A 14,755-nucleotide genomic window follows, 5' to 3' on the forward strand; every position below is an offset into this window, starting at 1 on the left:
TCTCGTCGTAAGGACATGTTTACCTTGCGGCGGTGCGGGCTCTTGTCGAAAGGCCTGCGACGCCGCGGTATTTCAGGTTTTCCTGCGTCAGAGCTTCTTTCTCCAGAAGTTGTTTCTTCAGACCTTCTTTCTCCAGACTCAAGGACGCGCCAGGCGCAATGCGGCTCAAATCGATCAAGCTGGTCGGCTTCAAATCCTTCGTCGATCCGGTCACCGTGCCCTTCGACAGCAACATGACGGCGATTCTCGGCCCCAACGGCTGCGGGAAATCGAACGTCATCGATGCTGTGCGCTGGGTGATGGGCGAGTCCAGCGCCAAGAATCTGCGCGGCGAGTCGATGACGGACGTCATCTTCAATGGCTCCACCGGGCGCAAGCCGGTGGGGCAGGCCTCCATCGAGCTGACCTTCGACAATGCCGATGGCAGCCTCGGTGGCGCCTGGTCCGAGTACGCCGAGATAGCGGTCAAGCGTCTGGTGACGCGCGATGGCCAGTCCGGCTACTTCCTCAATGGCCAGAAGTGTCGCCGGCGTGATATCGCCGACGTCTTCCTCGGTACCGGCCTCGGGCCGCGCTCCTACTCCATCATCGGTCAGGGCATGATCTCGCAGCTGATCGAGGCGCGCCCGGATGACCTGCGCAGCACCCTCGAGGAAGCCGCGGGCATCTCCAAGTACAAGGAGCGCCGCCGCGAGACCGAGAACCGCATGAAGCGCACCCAGGAGAACATGGAGCGCCTGGATGACCTGCGTGAGGAGCTCGACAAGCAGCTCGAGCGCCTCAAGCGTCAGGCCGAGGCCGCCAAGCGCTATCAGACCCTCAAGCAGGATGAATACCGCCTCAAGGGCGAGCTGGCCGTGCTGCGTCGGCGGGGCCTGCGTGCGCAGCAGCGCGAGCAGCAGTCACGCGTCGCGGAGCTGGAAACCGGCGTCGAGCGCGAGATTCTCGGTCAGCGTCAGTGCGAGAGCCAGCTGGAAGAGCAGCGCTATCAGCACGACGAGCTGGCGGGAGAGCTGGAAACCCATCAGGCCGCCTTCTATGAGACCGGAGCCCAGATCGCGCGCCTCGAGCAGAGTCTCGAGCACGCCCGCACCCGTGAGCAGCAGCTGGCGGCGGATCTCGAGATGGCCAGGCGCGAGCTGAGCGACATCCAGCGCGTCGAGGGCGAGGACGGTGAGCGCCTCGAGATGATCGATGCGCGCCTGGAAGACATCGCCCCGGAACTCGAGCTGGCCCGCGAGACCCTCGAAGGGCTCGAGCTGTCATTGGAGGAGGCCGAAGAGCGCCGCCAGGACAGCCAGAGCGAGTGGGAGCGCTTCAGTCAGGCCGACAACGAATCCCAGCGTGGCGCCGAGCGGGCCCAGAGCGAGATCCAGCAGCTCGAGAATGCCATCGCCGACGCCGAGCGCCAGCGCGAACGCCGTCGCCAGCAGCTGGCGGAGCTGCCGGATGTCGCCGAGTTGCGTGAAGCCCGCGAGGAGCTGCGCGAGCAGCTCGATGAATTGTCGCTCAGTGGCGAATCGCTGGAGTCGCGCCGCGAGCAGGCCAGTGAAGCCCGTGAGCAGGCCCAGGCTGATCGTCTGGCGCTGGATGGAGAGCGTGATCAGCTGCGCCAGCGTCGCAACGTCTTGCAGGGCGAGAAGGCCTCGCTTGAGGCACTGATCAACGCGGCGCTGCGTGACGACGATGACAGTCTGGCGAGCCATCTGGAGCAGCATGGGCTCGCCGAGACCCCGGCGTTGGCCGAGGGGCTCGAGGTCGCCGAGGGATGGGAATCGGCCAGTGCCTGGGTGCTGGGGCCCTTCCTCAAGGCGCGCCTGGCGGCGAGCGAACCGTCGCGGCTGGCCACGCTGATGGATGAGCTGCCCGGCGGCGAGCTGTTGCTGGTCGATGGCACGCCGGCGTCCAGCGCGGCAGCCCGCCCCGCCGGCACATTGGCGGCGCAGGTGAGCGGCGCGGATGCCTTGGCCGGCTGGCTGGCCAGCATCCACTGTGTCGAGTCACAGGCAGCCGCCTGGGCCAGGCGTGAATCGCTGGCCGCGCACGAGAGCGTGCTGACGCCGGACGGCCTGTGGTTGGGGCAGGGCTGGAGCCGCCGTCAGGTAGCCGGTGAACGTGCCGATAGCGTCATCGCCCAGCGGGCGCGCCTCGAGCAGGTCGTGCTGGAGCTCGAGTCACTGGATGAGCGTCTCGAGGAGATCGAGACGCGTCTGGCCGCAGCCGCCGAACAGATTGCCGGCGCCGAGCAGCAACTTGAGCATCTGCGCGTCGAAGAGCGCGAGCTGGGCGAGCGCCAGCGTGAAGTCAGTCTAAAGGAGGCCGGCATCGCCAGCCGCCTGGAGCATGTCGATGGCCGCGCTCGTGAGCTGGATGAGGAGCTCGAGCAGCTGGCGGAAACGCGTGAGACTCAGGCCCTGACGCTGGAGGAGGCGCGCGAGCGCTGGCAGCAGGCATTGGAGGCGGTCGAGAACAATGCCCAGTCGCGCGAGTCGCTGGAGCGTTCACGGCGCGAACATCAGGAGGCGCTGGCCGGGCTGCGTGCCCAGCTGGCGCCCGCGCGTGAGCAGGTCAACCGTCTCGACATGGAGCGTCAGCGCCTGACTACCGAGCGTGATGGCATGCAGGGCCAGCGCATGCGAGCCGTCGAGCAGCGCGAGAAGCTCGCCGAGCGCATCGAGATGCTCGAGGCCAGCCGCGAAGAGGCCTCACTGCCGCAGGAAGAAGAGCGCGAAAAGCTCGAGATGCTGCTCGAGACGCGTCTGTATCAGGAAACCAAGCTCAACGCCTGTCGTGACAAGACTCATGAATTGGTCGAACAGATGCGTCAGGCGGAACAGGCGCGTCAGACTCATGAGCGCAATCTCGAGGGGATTCGCCAGCGCCTCGAGGAAGGCCGCATGCAGGTGCAGGCGCTGACCCTCAAGGGCGATGCGCAGGACGAGCAACTGGCGGAACTGGGTTATGACGAGGCAGCGATCACGCAGCTCGAGGACGAGCTGGACCCCAATGCCACCGAATCGGCCTGGAGCCACAACCTCGAGCAGATCGGCGAGCGCATCAAGCGGCTGGGGGCCATCAACCTGGCGGCCATCGAGGAATACGACCAGCAGGCCGAGCGTCGCAACTATCTGGAAGCCCAGCATGCCGAGCTGAGCGAAGCGCTGGAGACCCTCGAGCGCGCCATCCGCAAGATTGACCAGGAAACACGGGTGCGCTTCAAGGACACCTTCGACAAGGTCAATGCCGGAATCCAGGCGCTTTTCCCCAAGATCTTCGGGGGCGGAACCGCATGGTTGACGCTGACTGGTGATGATTTGCTGGAGACGGGAGTCGCGATCATGGCGCGGCCACCGGGCAAGAAAAACTCCACCATTCACCTGTTATCAGGCGGCGAGAAGGCACTGACGGCACTGGCGCTGGTCTTCGCCATCTTCCAGCTCAATCCGGCCCCGTTCTGCATGCTCGATGAGGTGGATGCACCGCTGGATGATGCCAACGTCGGACGCTATGCAAGGCTGGTGAAGGAGATGTCGGAAAGCGTACAGTTCATCTATATCACCCATAACAAGATCGCCATGGAAGCGGCAGATCGGCTGATGGGTGTCACCATGCAGGAACCCGGCGTCTCGCGCCTTGTCTCTGTAGGGATAGAAGAAGCTGCCGTGCTTGCCGAAGCGTGAGGGAAAAGCCGTTCAGGAGGGCAAGGTCATCCTCCGGCGCGGTAGCCAGTGGCCGCCTTGGCGGCCTAGTTGGCAAGATCGTGTTGCATCTAGAGATCGAAAGCACTACGAGTTTGCGTCATAGTGTCAGTCAGGGATAATTGAAGGGCGATTGCGCAGGTCACCACCACAGGATTGACATTCGAAAAAATGTCCCCTTTTTCTGCAATCGCGCTATGCTGTTCACGTGCATGGTGCCCAAGCAAACAGGCTAATGACCCATGGAATTGAGAGAGTGGCTCATCTTGTTGGGGTTGGTGCTGGTCGCAATCATCGTCGTTGACGGTGTGCGCAGGCTCCAACGTCAACGTCGAGTACCCCGACTGGATCGAGCGGGTACAGAGGATTCCACCGACGATGCGGGCAATCCCGCGGTGGAAGAAGAGGAAGAACGTGACAACTGGGAGCTGCCGAACGGCGGCTACCGGGTGGTTGGCGATTCCGAGACGCATGCCGAGGCCGAGGAAGATGTCGTGCTCGACAATGCGCACGGCATCAAGGCCTCGCGGGTGACTCAACCGAGTCGTCCGGCGCAGCCCATGGAGCGCCGTGAAGCGCCGGAGCGCAAGGGCTTCGGCGAGCGTGCGGCTGCCTTCGGTGCGCGTGCCAGCCAGTCAATGCGCGATGTGACGGCTAGTCTGGGCGCACGGCGTGATGACGAGCATGAGCACGACGATGCGCATCGTGAGCCCGTGCTCGGCAGCGCCTCCAGCGAGCAGGTCGAGACGGCGCGCGAAGACGACTTCCATGAGAAGCCGGTGATCACCGCCGAGGACGACAGCATCAGCGTCTCCTCCACCCAGGCCGATGATCTCGAGCCGATGGCCGAGATCGAGGAAGGTCAGGATGCGAGGACTGAGGCGTCCTCCGCTGGCAAGCCGGCCGATGTCGCCGGCAGTGCTTCCCAGCGCCAGGAACCTTCACTGGAAGCGGCCGCTGCGCCCGCTGCCGATGCCACAGCGCCCGAGGATGATCGTCATCCGCTGGTGCTGCGTGCCGAACGCAATCAGGTCGATGACCAGCTCGCACGTGACACCTTGGCCGATGCCAGTGAAGTCATCATCATCTCGGTGATGGCGCGCGGCGATGAAGGCTTCAGTGGTGAAGACGTGCTGGGTATCTCGCTGGCCTGTGGTCTGCGTCATTCCGAGATGGGGCTGTTCCTGCGCCACGAGGAAGATGATGACGACAGCCCGCTGCAGTTCGCGATGGCCAACGTGGTCAAGCCGGGCATCTTCAAGCCGGCCGAGATGGTGGACAGCCAGCTGGATGGCGTCACCTTCCTGATGCCGCTGCCGGGCGCGGACGACACCTCCGCCGCCTTCGAGACCATGGTCGAGATCGCCATGCTGCTGGTGCGCCGTCTGGGTGGTGAGCTGAAAGACGAGAACCACAGCGTGATGACGGCCCAGACCATCGAGTTCAAGCGCCAGCAGGTGCACGAGTTCGAGCGTCGCAATCGTCTGCATCGCTACCAGGCCAACTGATCGACTCCCCAGCCATTCTCTGAGTCGACCAGTCATGCCAAAACGCCAACGGCGACCTTCGGGTCGCCGTTGGCGTTTGCGTGTCCTGCCGGCCTTTTGCAGCCTCTGACGGCCCCTGCCAGCCCCCGACTGTCGCCCTGAGTGCTTGAATGTGTGGCCCGTCGTTCACATTGAGTACAATGGCAGCATCAAGGCGACCCCTCCGCCTGCAAGCCTTTGCAAGCTCTTGCGAGTGCGTCAGGTCGGAGGGTTCGCCACCCGTTTTCAGGTCGCTCAGCGCTGCCTTCTGGCAGTGCTGGCGAGCCACTGTTTCGAGTGAGTGTCATGTCAGCCCAGGATGATCTGTTTTCGGCGCCTGCCGATGATTCCAACGCCTCGAGCGCTTCTCGCTCCGCTGCACCGGCCGCGGTGGAAGGCGTGCCTGCCAAGGTGATGGAGGAGGTCGCGCAGCTGCATCGCGAGCTGCTCGAGGCCAGCCATCGCTATTACGTGCTGGATGATCCGACGCTGACCGATGCCGACTACGACACGCGCCTGCGCCGTCTCGAGGCGCTGGAAGCCGAATATCCCCAGCTGATCACCTCGGAATCGCCCACCCAGCGCGTCGGAGCCGCACCGACCAGCGGCTTCGAGGAAGTGCAGCATGCGGTGCCGATGCTGTCGCTCAACAACGCCTTCGATGACGATGAGCTGCGCGCCTTCGTGCTACGTGCGGCGAAAACGCTGGAGCTGGGAGACGCCCAGGATGCGGGTGACGAGCTGAGCTTCTGCTGCGAGCCCAAGCTCGATGGCCTGGCCGTGTCGCTCATCTACGAGAATGGCGTGCTGGTGCAGGGCGTGACGCGCGGCGATGGCCGCACCGGCGAAGGCATCACCACCAATCTGCGCACCATCCGCTCGATCCCGCTCAAGCTGCGGGGTGATGATCTGCCGGAGCTGCTGGAAGTGCGCGGCGAGGTCTACATGAGCCACGCTGGTTTCGAGGCGCTGAACGCGCGCGGCCGCGACGAGGACGGCAAGGTGTTCGCCAATCCGCGCAATGCCGCCGCCGGTAGCCTGCGCCAGCTGGATTCCAACATCGCCGCCTCGCGTCCGCTGGAATTCTGCGCCTATCAGGTCGCGCGGGTGGATGATGCGCTGCTCGCCAGCGAGGCCGGCCAGAATCATTCCGGTCTGATGGCGCTGCTCAACGACTATGGCTTCCGCACCAGCCTGCAGCTTGAGGTGGTGCGCGGCGCTCAGGGCATCATCGACTACACCCGCCGCCTCGGCGAGCAGCGTGATGGCCTCGATCACGACATCGATGGCGCGGTCATCAAGCTCGATGCACTGCGCCTGCAGCGTGAGCTGGGCTTCGTGGCGCGCGCACCGCGCTGGGCCATCGCCTACAAGTACCCGGCGCAGGAGCAGGAAACCACCCTGGAAGGCGTCGATTTTCAGGTCGGACGCACTGGCGCGCTGACACCGGTCGCCCGGCTGGCACCGGTGCAGGTCGCCGGTGTGGTGGTCTCCAATGCCACACTGCACAACATGGACGAGGTGGAGCGTCTCCGCGTGCAGATCGGTGACAGCGTCATCATTCGGCGCGCCGGCGATGTCATCCCGCAGGTGGTGCGGGTCGCCAGCGAAGGCGCCAACCGCGAAGCCATCGTGCTGCCGGACGGCTGCCCGGTGTGTGGCTCCGAGATCGAGCGCCTCGAAGGCGAGGTGGTGGCACGCTGCGCGGGCGGACTGATCTGCGCCGCGCAGCGCAAGGAAGCCCTCAAGCACTTCTCCAGCCGCAAGGCGCTGGATGTCGATGGCCTCGGTGAGAAGCTGATCGAGCAGCTGATCGAGCGTGAGCTGGTCAAGACGCCGGCGGACCTGTTCCACCTGGAAGCTGCCACCCTGGCCGAGCTGCCGCGCATGGGCGATAAGTCCGCCGCCAATCTGGTCGCCTCGCTGGACAAGAGCCGCAACACCACCCTGGCGCGCTTCATCTACGCCCTCGGCATTCGGGAAGTCGGTGAAGCCACCGCCGCGAATCTGGCCACGCACTTCGGCACCCTGGAAGCGCTGCGTGCAGCGGATCAGGCCGCGCTGGAGGCAGTGGAAGATGTCGGTCCCATCGTCGCCGCGCATATCCATACCTTCTTCCAGCAGCCGACCAACAACGAGACGCTGGACGCGTTGCTCGCCTGTGGTCTGAGCTGGGAAGAGGTCGAGATCGGTGAGCGCCCCCAGCCGCTGGCAGGCCAGACCTGGGTGCTGACCGGCAGCCTCGACAGCATGACGCGTGATGAAGGCAAGGCGCGTCTGCAGGCGCTGGGCGCCAAGGTGGCGGGCAGTGTCTCGAAGAAGACCGCCGGTGTGGTCGCCGGCGAGGCAGCGGGCAGCAAGCTCGAGAAAGCCATGCAGCTGGGCCTCACGGTGCTGGACGAAGAGACCTTCGTGAAGCGCCTGGCCGAATGGGAATCCGGTGCTGATGCACAGCAGGACAATCCGCAAGACAGTGCGCAAGCCAATGTGCAGGACAGCGCGCAAGACAGCGCGGGAGAGGATGCATGAGTACGGATACGCTGAACGATGCACCGCAGGCGGCGCCACGCCACCCTGATGAAGGACAGGAGCTACCCATGAGCCAGATGCCACTTGATCAGATGGACCCGCGGGACCGCTTCATCGAGGTACCGCAGACCATGCTGCCCGCCGATACACGGCGCGCCCTGCTGGAAGCCTTCGTCACCCGTCAGGGCTATGACACCACCGATGTCGGCGAAGGCATGGTTGGCTGGGTCGCGGAGCTGGAAGGCCAGCTGTCACGCGGCAAGCTGCTGATCGTCCACGACATCGGCACCGAATCCACCGAGGTGATGACGCTGGAGCAATGGCAGTCCTTCGGTCGCCAGCTGGCGGACGACGAGGAAGAGGGCGACTGAGCCCGGCCAGCGGTCATGCTGTGTTGAGCATGCCCTGCCCCTGACCCCGGGGCTGGAAACGACAACGCCCCTGGCACAGGCCAGGGGCGTTGTCGTTCATGATGCACCAGTTGTTGCACCAGTTGGTGCGGCTAGTGACGTCTGGCGATGCACCGGATCATGCGAACCACATCGGCACGACCAGGCTCGAGATCAACAGGATCAAGGCCCCGCCCAGGCGCGAGGAAATCTGCGCGAAGGGCATCAGCTGCATGCGATTGGCCGCCGAGAGTACGGCGACGTCACCCGTGCCGCCCATGTTGGCCATGCACAGGCCAGCGGTGATGGCCGACTCGATGGGGTAGAAGCCGACCAGCTTGCCCACCAGCCCCGCACCGAAGGCGGCACCGGCGACGACACCGAACACGATCACCACGTAGGTGATGGTGATGGCATCGATCACCTGGCCCAGATCGGTGTAGGCCACGCCGATGCCGAACAGCAGCGCGAAAGTCCAGTTGCCAGCCACGAACCGGAACCATTGGGCGGCGGCCTGATTGATGTTCTCCGGTACCAGGTTGGCGCACTTGAGCACGGCGACCGCGATGATCATCAGCGCGTAGGGGTGCAGCGGAATGACCTTGCCGAGAATCTGGCTGGCGACGAAGAAGCTCAGGGCAATCACCATGCCGATGCCCAGCTGGGACAGGTCAGGCGCGCTCTTCTCTTCGCGGACATTGACGCCCGGCATCATCTGGCCGCCACCGGTCAGCGACGGGAAGCGCTTGCCAAGCCCGTTGAGCAGCCCGGCAATGATGATGGCGAAGACATTGCCCAGGGCCAGTGCCGGCACCAGGATCGAGATATAGTAGCTGGCCGGTTGCCCCAGCAGCTGCTCGTAGATCTGGCTCATCGGCACGGCGCCGGCGCCCATGCCGCCGCCCATGATGGGCAGGGCGATGACCATGACGGCATCCTTGGGCGAGAAGCCCATGACCCAGCCGACCAGCATCGCGAAGAGCGCCGCGAACAGCACCGAGCACAGCAGCGGCAGCGCGAAGCGGGCCCCGACCTTGACCAGTACGCGGGAGTCCATGCCGAGAATGCTGCCGGTGATCAGCGCCGCGATGTAGAAGTTCAGAAAGCCACCGGCTTTCATGAACTCACTGACATTCGCCGTGACCTCCTGCGGCAGCCAGCCGCTGTAGACCAGCGCTGCGGCACCGAAGATGGCGAGAATGGCGCCGCCACCCAGATAGCTGTTGATGATCGGCAGGCGGTCGCCCAGAAAGCCCAGCAGCTCCCCGAGAATCATCATGACCAGCAGCGCGCCGATCATGCCGGCAGGCAGGGTGTCGGTGGCGATAGCGGCAATCAGGACCAGGAAGGACAGGGCGAAGATCGGCAGCGACATGCCGAAGATGTGCGTCTTCTGCCAGGGGGGCTCTGCGGCAGGCGTGGCCGTGGCGGTCTGCGAGGAATGTGTCATGCATGCTCCTTGTCCTGCACTCTGTCGTTGCAGGACCTGTTGTCATGCCCGGACGCGTTGGCGTGGCATCGCGGGATCGTTTGGGACGGGGAAGGGACATCATGTTCGCGCACTGGATGCGCGTCACAGGGAGCTTACGGTGTGGCTCCCGAGGGCCAAGTTTTGCGAATTAAAGAAAGCCTTTTGAAACTTATGAAAGCGCCGGCTGCCACTCGCCCATGCGCCGGGCCGAATGGCCATGCCACCAAGGGGGCACATGGCTTGTCCGGCGTGTTGCGGCATTCTCAACCCGGACTGAGCGCGCTGACCTCATTGCTCGCCGCCGGCATGGTGATCGTCAGCCTGCTGGTCGCGGCCTGGCTCTTCAGTGCCCAGCTTGAGCGGACCCAGCGCGAGATTCAGGGCCAGCGCATTGCCGCTCTTGCCCAGCGTATCGCGCGTCTGCCCGAGGTGCGTTCTGCCCTGAGCGAGGCCAGCTCGCCGCAGGCTGCGCCTCCTGTCGCGGACAGCCGGCTGGCGGCACGCATCGAGCGACTGCGTCGGGAGAATGCCGTCGACTTCATCGTGGTGATGCGCCCGGATGGCCTGCGGCTCAGTCACCCGGACCCCGCACGCATCGGGCAGCCCTTCCAGGGTGGAGACGAACAGCGTGCGCTTGCCGGTGCCTCCTACCTCTCCGAATCCCGCGGCACGCTCGGCGAAAGCCTGCGCAGCTTCGTTCCGGTCATGGCGCATGCGTCCAAGGGCGGTGAGCGCGCCGTCGTCGGTGCGGTGGCCATCGGTATCACGCTGGATTCCCTGGGGCGGCGTCTGGCCGATGAGAAGCGTCAGCTGCTGCTCGGACTGGGTGTGTTGATGCTGTTCGGCACGCTGGGCGCACTGGGACTTGCGCGCTATCTGCGCAGACAGCTCAAGGGACTGGAGCCGGCGGCCATCGCGCGCCTGGTGGAGGAGCATCAGGCGGTGCTGGCCAGCCTGGAAGAGGGCATCATCGTGGTCGATCCCGAGGGGCGGATCACGCTGGTGAATGCCGCGGCGCGCGAGTTGTTGGGGACCTTGCCGACGCTGGGAGAGCACCTTGATGGCTGGCTGCCCGACACCGGCATGCGTGAGTGCCTTGTTGCGCGCCAGCCGGTGAGCGAGCAGGAGGAGACCCGACTGCGGCAGGTGACTCACGGCGGGCGGCGATTGCTGGTGCGTTGCCAGCGAGTGCATGATGGCGAGCTGCTGATGGGCGGCGTGCTGGTACTGCGCGAGCACGACCGCATGCAGCGCCTCGCCGAGGAGCTGACTGGCGTCCGCCGTCAGGCGGAGTCACTGCGTGCCGCGCGTCATGAGTTCCGCAATCGGCTGCATGTGCTGTCGGGCCTGACACAGATGCAGGACCTCGCCGGTCTGCGCGATTATCTGGCGTTGCTGGTGGAGCGGGAGTTGCCGGCGGATGCCGCGGCCGCCGAGCGCATCGCGGACCCTCTGCTGGCAGGTCTTCTGATTGGCAAGCACAGCGAGGCTCGCGAGCGTGGCATCGCGCTGGCGGTCGAGCTGGAGATCGAGTGCCATCATGGCCGCTGCGCTGAGTGGGGAATGTCACAGGACGAGGGCGCTCAGGCCGAGTTTCCGGTGCTGGAGCGTAGCCTGAGTCATGATCTGGTCAGCGTGATCGGCAATCTGCTCGACAATGCCTTCGAAGCGCTGGAGGAGGTGGGCGCTGACGCTCACGCCCCGTCTGTGACCCTGGGGTTGATGCTGGAATCACTGGACCCGTCGGCAGAGGCGCAGTTGTCGATCAGCGTGGCGGACAACGGCCCCGGCATGCCGACGGAGCTGAGGCAGACGGTGCGCATGGCGGGGGTGAGCAGTCATGGAGAAGGCCGCGGACTGGGCCTGTCGCTGGTGCAGGAGATCGTGACCGCGCGCGAGGGAGAATGGCACCTCTATGCGCCCCCGGGCGGCGGTACCCTGGTCGAGCTGACCCTGCCTTGCCGACTGCTGACTGGTGTGGCGCCTTGAGCGGATCTCGAGCGCCATGGGATGGCGTTGCGGCCGGAATTTGCACAACGAAGGAGCCAGAGCGCATGCGTGTGCTGATAGTCGAAGACGACCCCATGGTCATGCGTCTCAATGTCGAATACCTCAGTCGCATCGACGGCATGCGCCTGGTGGCCCAGTGCGAGGATGTCGCGACGGCACTCGACGTGCTGGCGCAGGAAGCGGTGGACCTGGTGTTGCTGGATGTCTACCTGCGCAGCCGCAGCGGGCTGGAAGTGTTGCGATGGCTGAGGCGCCACGCCGCCCCCGATATCCAGGTGATCCTGATCACCGCCGCCAGTGAGGCGGACACGGTGCGCAGTGCACATGCGCTCGGGGTGTGCGATTACCTGGTCAAACCCTTCAGCTTCGCCCGTTTTCAGCAGGCGTTGGCACTGGCGCTTCGCGGGCGCCAGCAGCTGGAGAGTCTAGAGGGTGAAGTCAGCCAGCAACAACTGGACCAGCTCTTCGGCGTGCAAGGGCTGGTCAGCGGCGCTGCGGGCGCGGTACCCGAGGGGCGCCTGCCCAAGGGCGTGACGGCGGCGTCACTTGCCTTGGTGGCCAGTGCCATCCAGGCGTTGCCGCGTGAGGAAGGCAGCTTCACCAGTGAGGCGTTGCTGCCTGCCACCGGCATGTCGCGAGTGACCATCCGCAAGTACCTGCGCCATCTCGCGGCCTGCGGCATGCTCAGCGAGGCCTTCCACTACGGTCAGATCGGCCGGCCATCCTTTACCTACCAGGTCATCGACCGTCATGCCCTGTCCAGACAGTGCCGTCAGGCCTGAGTGATACCGACCTCTCAGCGCCGCTGGACGATATCGCGGATCAGGCGGCGTCCCGGGTGCAGGTGCTCGGCCAGTTCGCGTTCCAGCGGCAGCGGCTCGCCACACAGTTGCGAGGCGATCAGTTCGGCGCACAGTGGGGCGGTGGTGAAGCCGCGTGAGCCGTGTGCGGTGGAGAGCCACAGGCCGGGCAGGTGGGCGCCGCTCGACTGTGGCACGCGCTTTTTCGCATCGAAGGCCATGGCGGCGTAATCCTCACGCCATTGCGCGGCGTCCGGTGCCGGGCCGGCCAGCGGACTCTTGTCCGGGCTGGCGGCGCGCCAGGCGACACGTCCCTGCCAGTCATCGTCTTCCAGCGTGATGCCACGCGCCTGCTCCCAGGCGGCGACGAAGGCGGGCAGGGCGCTGCGCAGCTCCGCGACATTGGCAGCGTGGTCCGCCTCGCGGACTGCCTCATCCTCATCGCGCGGGGCGAAGGTCGCGCCGAAGCTGAGTGTCACGCTGCCATCGGCGTGGCGCTGATAGGGCGAGACATAGCCACCGGCGCACACCACGCTGTCGAGCGCGGGCAGGTGCGTGGCATGTTCCGGCGCTACCGTGATCTCGCTGACCTGGCCGCGAATCGGCTGCAGCGGCAGGTGCGCGAGCGGCTCGGGCAGGTGAGTCTGCTCCCCCAGCGCGACAATCAGCTGATCGGCTTCAATGCTGGTGCCGTCGCTGGTCTGCAGTTGCCAGCGTGGCGCGCCGTTGCCAGTAGCCCCGCTTTCCTCGGCCCCCAGCGACTGAATGGCCTCGATGCGCGCCTGCAGAAAGCGGATGCCCGGGGTGGCGGCGAGGTGCTGACAGAGCGCGCTGGGGCGCACCCAGCCCGCGACCGGATAGAAGAGGCCGTCGAAGGCGATCTCGCTGCCGGCGATTCGACTGGCCTCACTGGCGCTGACCGGCTTGAGCAGCGCCTCGGGCAGCGGGTGATTGTCGAGGAAGCGCTGCTGGCGCTTGCGCTCACGCTCGCTGGTGGCCAGCTGCAGCACGCCGCTGGCGGACCACAGGGTCTGCTCGGGATCGAGGCTTGCCAGCCAGCGCCGGCTGTACTGCAGCGCAGCCAGCTGGAAGCGACTGGCGGGGTTGGTCTCGGCGGCCAGCTTGACGTAGAGCGCACCCTGGCGATTGCCGGAGGCGCGCGCGCCGGGGGCTTCGGCATCGATCAGCGTGACCTGCACGCCGCGCCGCGCCAGCGCCTCGGCGCAGCTGGTGCCGGCGATACCGGCGCCGAGTACCGCGACATGCGTCTCGCGACTGACAGGCGCGGGCTGTGGGGGCTGGGTCCAGGGCTGCTCACGACGCAGCGGATGAAGGGCGCCACGCACCGCGTGCTCCTGCATGGGGGCATGACCGGATGCGGGTGAGGCATTAAGTCCCATCAGTTCGGCGCGCGCGGCGGCGGTCGGTTCGTCCAGCTCGCCGCAGATCATCTCGCGCTTCATGCCGTGGCCGGGCACCTTGCGCCACACGAAGCCTGCCGCGCGCAGGCCACGCCGCACGAAGCCCGCGGCGGTGAAGGTGGCGAAGGTCGCCGTGGGGCGCGAGACACCCGCCATGGCCGCGAACAGCTCGGGTGACCACATCTGCGGGTTCTTCGACGGCGAGAAGCCATCGAGGAACCAGGCATCCACGCCACCTTCCAGGCGCGAGAGGCGCTCCACCGCATCGCCGAAGTGCAGGTCCAGGGTGATGCGCTCATCCAGCCACAGGCGGTGCACGCCGAGGACGGCAGCGGGCCATTGAGCGACCAGCGGCTTTGCCAGTGAGGCGAGATCCGGCCAGGCGGACAGCGCCCGCTCGAGGTCGGCGGCGCGCATCGGGTGCTTTTCCACCGAGACGACATGCAGACGCGCCTCGGCGGGCGCCGTTGCCAGGAAGCGCTGGGCGGCGCACAGGATGTTGAGGCCGGTGCCGAAGCCGGTTTCGCCGATCACGAAGGGGCGCGCTTCCCGCCAGTCACGGAAGCGCTCGCTCAGTCGGTTGCTGTCGAGGAAGACGTGCACGGTCTCGGCACGGCCATCGTGGATCGAGAAGTACACATCGCCGTAATCGGTGGCCTGTGGCGCGGTGTCGTTCCACTCGAGCTGCGCCTCCTCCAGTGCCGCCAGTGGCGCCAGTGGTACGTCCGGCACCACGCCGGGCGCCGTGACTGGCTCGATCGCGCTCGGTGGCGTCGTGGCAGACTTGCGTGCCGCGGTGCCCGGGGCTTGCTGTGGCGGAGCCTGGCGGGTTGGCGAGGCGGCCTGATCGGGAGCTGATTGGCCGGGAGCGGGCTGGCGGGGGGAGGAGGGGCGATCGTTCACGGGCATTC

At 65.9% G+C, this 14,755-nt stretch carries 8 protein-coding genes; 6 read left to right on the forward strand and 2 right to left on the reverse strand.

What is annotated here, in order from left to right:
• The first annotated feature begins 158 nt into the window (after positions 1-158).
• From smc to R2R70_RS16285, 4 genes are all read left to right on the forward strand, one after another.
• Positions 159-3,680, forward strand: coding sequence for a chromosome segregation protein SMC (gene smc / locus R2R70_RS16270; RefSeq protein WP_410978503.1), 3,522 nt, complete (start codon positions 159-161; stop codon positions 3,678-3,680).
• Positions 3,681-3,964: 284 nt separating this feature from the next.
• Positions 3,965-5,206 carry a cell division protein ZipA C-terminal FtsZ-binding domain-containing protein gene (locus tag R2R70_RS16275; protein ID WP_410978504.1) on the forward strand — a complete coding sequence of 414 codons (1,242 nt, stop codon included), beginning with the start codon at positions 3,965-3,967 and terminating at the stop codon, positions 5,204-5,206.
• A gap of 432 nt (positions 5,207-5,638) precedes the next feature.
• Positions 5,639-7,753, forward strand: coding sequence for an NAD-dependent DNA ligase LigA (ligA, locus tag R2R70_RS16280; RefSeq protein WP_410978516.1), 2,115 nt, complete (start codon positions 5,639-5,641; stop codon positions 7,751-7,753).
• A 92-nt stretch (positions 7,754-7,845) separates the two neighbouring features.
• Complete coding sequence (locus R2R70_RS16285) at positions 7,846-8,124, forward strand: YheU family protein (protein WP_410978517.1); 279 nt, start codon at positions 7,846-7,848, stop codon at positions 8,122-8,124.
• 157 nt (positions 8,125-8,281) lie between these two features.
• Here R2R70_RS16285 and R2R70_RS16290 read toward each other — a convergent pair whose 3' ends face one another.
• The gene (locus R2R70_RS16290; RefSeq protein ID WP_410978505.1) at positions 8,282-9,592 is read right to left on the reverse strand and encodes a 2-hydroxycarboxylate transporter family protein; all 1,311 of its coding nucleotides are present in this window, start codon (positions 9,590-9,592) and stop codon (positions 8,282-8,284) included.
• A gap of 192 nt (positions 9,593-9,784) precedes the next feature.
• Between R2R70_RS16290 and R2R70_RS16295 the strand changes: the two genes are divergently transcribed.
• Positions 9,785-11,602, forward strand: coding sequence for an ATP-binding protein (locus R2R70_RS16295; protein WP_410978518.1), 1,818 nt, complete (start codon positions 9,785-9,787; stop codon positions 11,600-11,602).
• Between the two features lie 65 nt (positions 11,603-11,667).
• Positions 11,668-12,405, forward strand: coding sequence for a response regulator (locus tag R2R70_RS16300; RefSeq protein ID WP_410978506.1), 738 nt, complete (start codon positions 11,668-11,670; stop codon positions 12,403-12,405).
• 14 nt (positions 12,406-12,419) lie between these two features.
• On the opposite strand, the gene mnmC is transcribed toward R2R70_RS16300, so the two are convergent.
• Positions 12,420-14,747: a bifunctional tRNA (5-methylaminomethyl-2-thiouridine)(34)-methyltransferase MnmD/FAD-dependent 5-carboxymethylaminomethyl-2-thiouridine(34) oxidoreductase MnmC gene (gene mnmC, locus R2R70_RS16305; protein WP_410978507.1), complete on the reverse strand. Its 2,328-nt coding sequence runs from the start codon at positions 14,745-14,747 to the stop codon at positions 12,420-12,422.
• Positions 14,748-14,755 lie beyond the last annotated feature (8 nt).

The organism is Cobetia sp. SIMBA_158 (genome assembly GCF_046566945.1).
GTDB lineage: Bacteria > Pseudomonadota > Gammaproteobacteria > Pseudomonadales > Halomonadaceae > Cobetia > Cobetia amphilecti.